The sequence below is a fragment of the Cellulophaga sp. 20_2_10 genome, assembly GCF_023476645.1.
Classification (GTDB): Bacteria; Bacteroidota; Bacteroidia; order Flavobacteriales; family Flavobacteriaceae; genus Cellulophaga.
On record NZ_JAMCOJ010000034.1, the window covers coordinates 1 to 4,063 of the forward strand.

The window sequence follows — 4,063 nt, forward strand, 5'->3', positions numbered from 1 at the left end:
AGGAAACTTTTCTTTTCCGTCTGCGCACAAAGCTAAAGCTTATTGTTTAGTTTTATTTTTTCTTGTCCAAAGCTAAATCCATAAGATTTCGCGACATTATAAAAATACGCAAACCTTAGCGTTTAAGCCCTAAGCCCGTATTGTTTATAGGTTGTGTTAGCCTACGTTATTTTTTATCAACCCAGCTTTTTTCATAATACTGAGTGCATTTTCCGTTTCATTAGTTCCACCATTTAGAGAGCCTGGAAGCATAATCAGTCTACTTTTTAATTTCCCATTAGCTTGCTCGAAGTCAACTTTAAAATAACTTCTTGTAAGATATTTTTTCGCTGCCTTAAACTCTACGTTTTTTATTTTGTCCCTCTCAATAACGGGGATAGCTGTATAATTTATGCTTTTAACAATAGTATAAGTCAGATAAATTCCAGCAATTAGATAAATTCCAAAAAACAGCCAATTTTCACTTATAAAATCGTTGTAAGCATTATACGCCATTAATGCTGCTAAGAGTCCATAAACAATTAGTAGTCTTGTTATTTTGTCTCCAGTAGCCAATTCAGCGATGTTTCCAACAATTCCATCTCTAGTCAAAACTATTTTGTCAGCTAGAATGTGACAAAATCCAGTTTTAGTTTTAAATTTTTGTTCAGGTTCCATAATGTAGGCTAACGGTTGGTGTATGGTTGGTTGCGATTGTTTCGCAACTAATTTAGCAAAAGGAAACCGAACGTTAGGGAAATCCGTAGGATTTTCCGAGTATAGACAGACCCAAGCAATTAATTATACACGTTGTTAGGCACAGTTTTATTCGCTTAATTTTTCAATCATTTTTTTCGAATAATTAATTAATCGTTGGTCTTTACTCGGTAATAACTCAACTGCTTTTTTGTAATATTGAACTGCCTTTTCATTATTTCCTTCCGTTTTATAGGCATAGTATTGCCCTAACCCAAAATGGCCTCCATAATAATTTGGAAATTCTAGTTTAATTAATTCGAATATTTTAAGAGCCTTTTCAGATTCTTTATTAAAGAAACTAAAACCTAAAGCCCTTAGATCTTCTTCTACAATATCATATTTATTATTGTCAGATTTTAGTTGATTAAATTTGGCCGTAATATTTTCTATTCCATTTTCATCAATATCTTTTTCAAGTAAGACATAGGCTGGGAAAGGAATTTTGCCATCAGAAAAATAACTTGCTAAAGACAAAGCCTTTCTTCTGAGGCCTCCTAAACTGGAAGTGTTTGTGTAGATTACTACTGTGATTTTTTCAGATGGGATTCTTAGCGTAGTATTTAGAAAACCTGATGTGCTTCCTCCGTGCAGCAAATATTTTTTGCCGTTTTTTATATCAATTTGCCATCCAAATCCATATCCTTTTCCATCTGTTTTTCCATTTTCATCCCAGTTGGAAAATGCATCATTGATTAAGTCTGACTTAACAAGTGTTTCGTTATATAAGCTTTTATCCCATTTTGCATAATCGCTTACGGACGAATATATTCCACCATCGCCCAGAATTGCTGACCAAGTACTTTGATCTCTGTTTTCGTAAATCGAATCGTTGAATTTATAACCATAGGCGCGGTTTTTAATCTGCACGTCTTTTGAATACACTGTACTATTGGTCATACCTAGTTTTTCAAAAATTTCTTCAGCCATAAAGTCTTGAAACGTTTTGCCCGAAACGCGTTCTATAATCATAGCTAAAACTGCATAGCCTGAATTACTATACCTGTACTTGGTATTTGCCGGAAATAAAAGACTGTCTTGCTTTATTAAAAGGTTAAGCACTTCTTTATCAACAAGTTGTTTTTCCGCATCATTTGGATACAGTTTGTTGTATGGCTGTAAACCTGATCTATGTGACATTAAATTTTTTATAGTAATCTTTTTTCCATATTCTGGGAATTCAGGAATTACTTCCGTCAATTTTGTATTGTAATCTAATTTTCCTTGATTTATTAAAGTTAAAATTCCCATTGCAGTAAACTGTTTTGTTACTGATGCAAGTCTGTAATTAGTTTCACGATTAGCAAGAACTTTATTCTCTAAATCTGCATATCCAAAACTTTGGCAATCTTTTATTTTACCATCCTTTATAACAATAAAACTTGCACTTGGTTTTTCACCAATGTAGTCTTGGAACAGAAAATTTATTAAATCTTGTTTGTCTTCTTTCTTTTCTACTAGCTTTTCGGAAGGCTTACATCCAGAAATAATGATTAAAAAGACTAATGTTAAATATGTGTATTTCATTTTTTATAAATTGTACCTAACGTTGTTGTGTATGGTTAGTTGCGTGGTTAAGCAACTAATTTAGCAAATAAATCACAGATAGAATATTCCGCAGGAATGTTCGTAAGTCGGCAGTGACCAAGCAATTAATTATACACGGTGTTAGCAAATCGTTTTTTATTTTTCAATTTTAATAAACTCATATAATTCGGTGTCCTCTTTTAAGTCTTCCGTTTCATAAAAGTATTTATCTTCCCAAATATGAAATCCAAATCCGTTACTCTGCAAAAAAGCACGTAGATATTTATTTTCGATTTCAATTAGTAATCCAACATCAAGTAAATTCGCAAAGTTTAAATCAACATTTTTAGCTTCTTGTGATTTCGGATGGCAAATATATTCAGCTCCAACTCCTGTCGTTTTTGAAATTATTTCATCTAAAGGGTCTGATTTTCCTTTTATGAATGATTTTACTTTATGTCCAATTCGGTTAGCAATTTTTTCAGGTTTCGTATAATTCCTAAAATCCGAAAAGTGCAGAAAAGTTCGCACAATATAAACGCTGTCAATCGGTTTGTTTTCGCAAACAAGCTTTGAATGTTCGTCAGGAACATACTTTTCATTTTTACGAGTCAATTCAGCTATCAGAGCTTCATCAGATTTATTTTGAGATTTCGCCTCTTTATCGGCACATTCCAATATCAAATGATAATTCCCATAGTCAAATACATAAAACACAAAATTGTACCATATTTTTTCAGGCGTATTATTTCGTAAATGACGAATAAGTTCAATTTCAGTTTCTTTATAAATGTATTCTCTCAATTTTTTGTCAAATGTTTGCTAACGTGATTGTGTATGGTTAGTTGCGTGGTTAAGCACCTAATTTAGCAAATAAATCACAGATAGAATATTCCGCAGGAATGTTCGTAAGTCGGCAGTGAACCAAGCAATTAATTATACACGGTGTTAGCTATAGTTGTTTTGATATCAATTCATTTAGTTTCACTTTCAATTCGGTAATAGTATGTTTTATGTTATCCACCTCAGATTCATTTTCTGTAATTCCATTAGAAATAAAACTGATAACACCTTTTTTATCTACAATCAAAATTTTCGGATAACTCTCGGGTTTAAACGTATTAGTTAAAAGTTCTTTTTGGTCTGGAACAATTTCAAAATCGAACGGTTTTCTTTTTAAAAATTCAATCACCTTGGTTTTAGAATCGAATGTAATTGCGATAAAATTCACGCTTTTTTCAAATTCTTTTTTTAGATCATTTAATTCTGGTATTTCCTTTAAGCAAGGCGCGCAGTTAACAAACCATAAATTTATTAAAGTTACTTTACCATTAAGTGTTTCATTATTTATTTTGATGCCATTCAAAGTAAGTAATTCTAAATCGGGTAATTTTTTATTTTGAAGGTCAAAAATCGCATCTTTTGTATAATCCACTTTTTTTAAGTCAAGACTTAATTTTACAAAGGTTATTACGGAATCATTCCGCTTTATGGTATTGCCTAATTCATAGCTAACACTATTGGCTATAAATCCATATTTTTCTACAGAAGTTTTATTGTAATTATCTTTTGTTTTATTCAGAAATATTTGAATACTGTCTTTTGTTGAGATTATTTTTTCGGTACCCTCAATCTGATAATATTCTTGCCCCATTAAAATTGAGGTTACTAGGAAAATTAGAATGGTTGTAATTTTTTTCATAATTATAGCTAACGCCCTGCTAAACGCAGTTCGGCCTTGAGAACGAAGATACAAAAAGTGTAAGATAATAAGCTTTAGTTTCGCGCGGCCACGCGAGGC

General features: G+C 31.9%; 4 protein-coding genes. All 4 read right to left on the bottom strand.

What is annotated here, in order from left to right; translation table 11 throughout:
- Positions 1-156 precede the first annotated feature (156 nt).
- Positions 157-657 (bottom strand): phosphoribosylaminoimidazolesuccinocarboxamide synthase, encoded by a 501-nt coding sequence (locus tag M4I21_RS18310; protein WP_249560674.1) that lies wholly within the window; start codon positions 655-657, stop codon positions 157-159.
- Between the two features lie 147 nt (positions 658-804).
- Positions 805-2,262 (bottom strand): serine hydrolase domain-containing protein, encoded by a 1,458-nt coding sequence (locus tag M4I21_RS18315; protein ID WP_249560675.1) that lies wholly within the window; start codon positions 2,260-2,262, stop codon positions 805-807.
- Positions 2,263-2,418: 156 nt separating this feature from the next.
- A complete protein-coding gene (locus M4I21_RS18320) occupies positions 2,419-3,066 on the bottom strand; it encodes a hypothetical protein (protein WP_169932827.1) in 648 nt (215 codons plus the stop codon).
- A 148-nt stretch (positions 3,067-3,214) separates the two neighbouring features.
- Positions 3,215-4,063 (bottom strand): TlpA family protein disulfide reductase (locus M4I21_RS18325; protein ID WP_249560676.1); only part of this gene is annotated, 849 nt, incomplete at its 5' end.

Coding starts and splice junctions, on each gene's coding strand:
- M4I21_RS18310 (WP_249560674.1), bottom strand. CDS start 657: ATGGAACCTGAACAAAAATTTAAAACTAAAACTGGATTTTGTCACATT.
- M4I21_RS18315 (WP_249560675.1), bottom strand. CDS start 2,262: ATGAAATACACATATTTAACATTAGTCTTTTTAATCATTATTTCTGGA.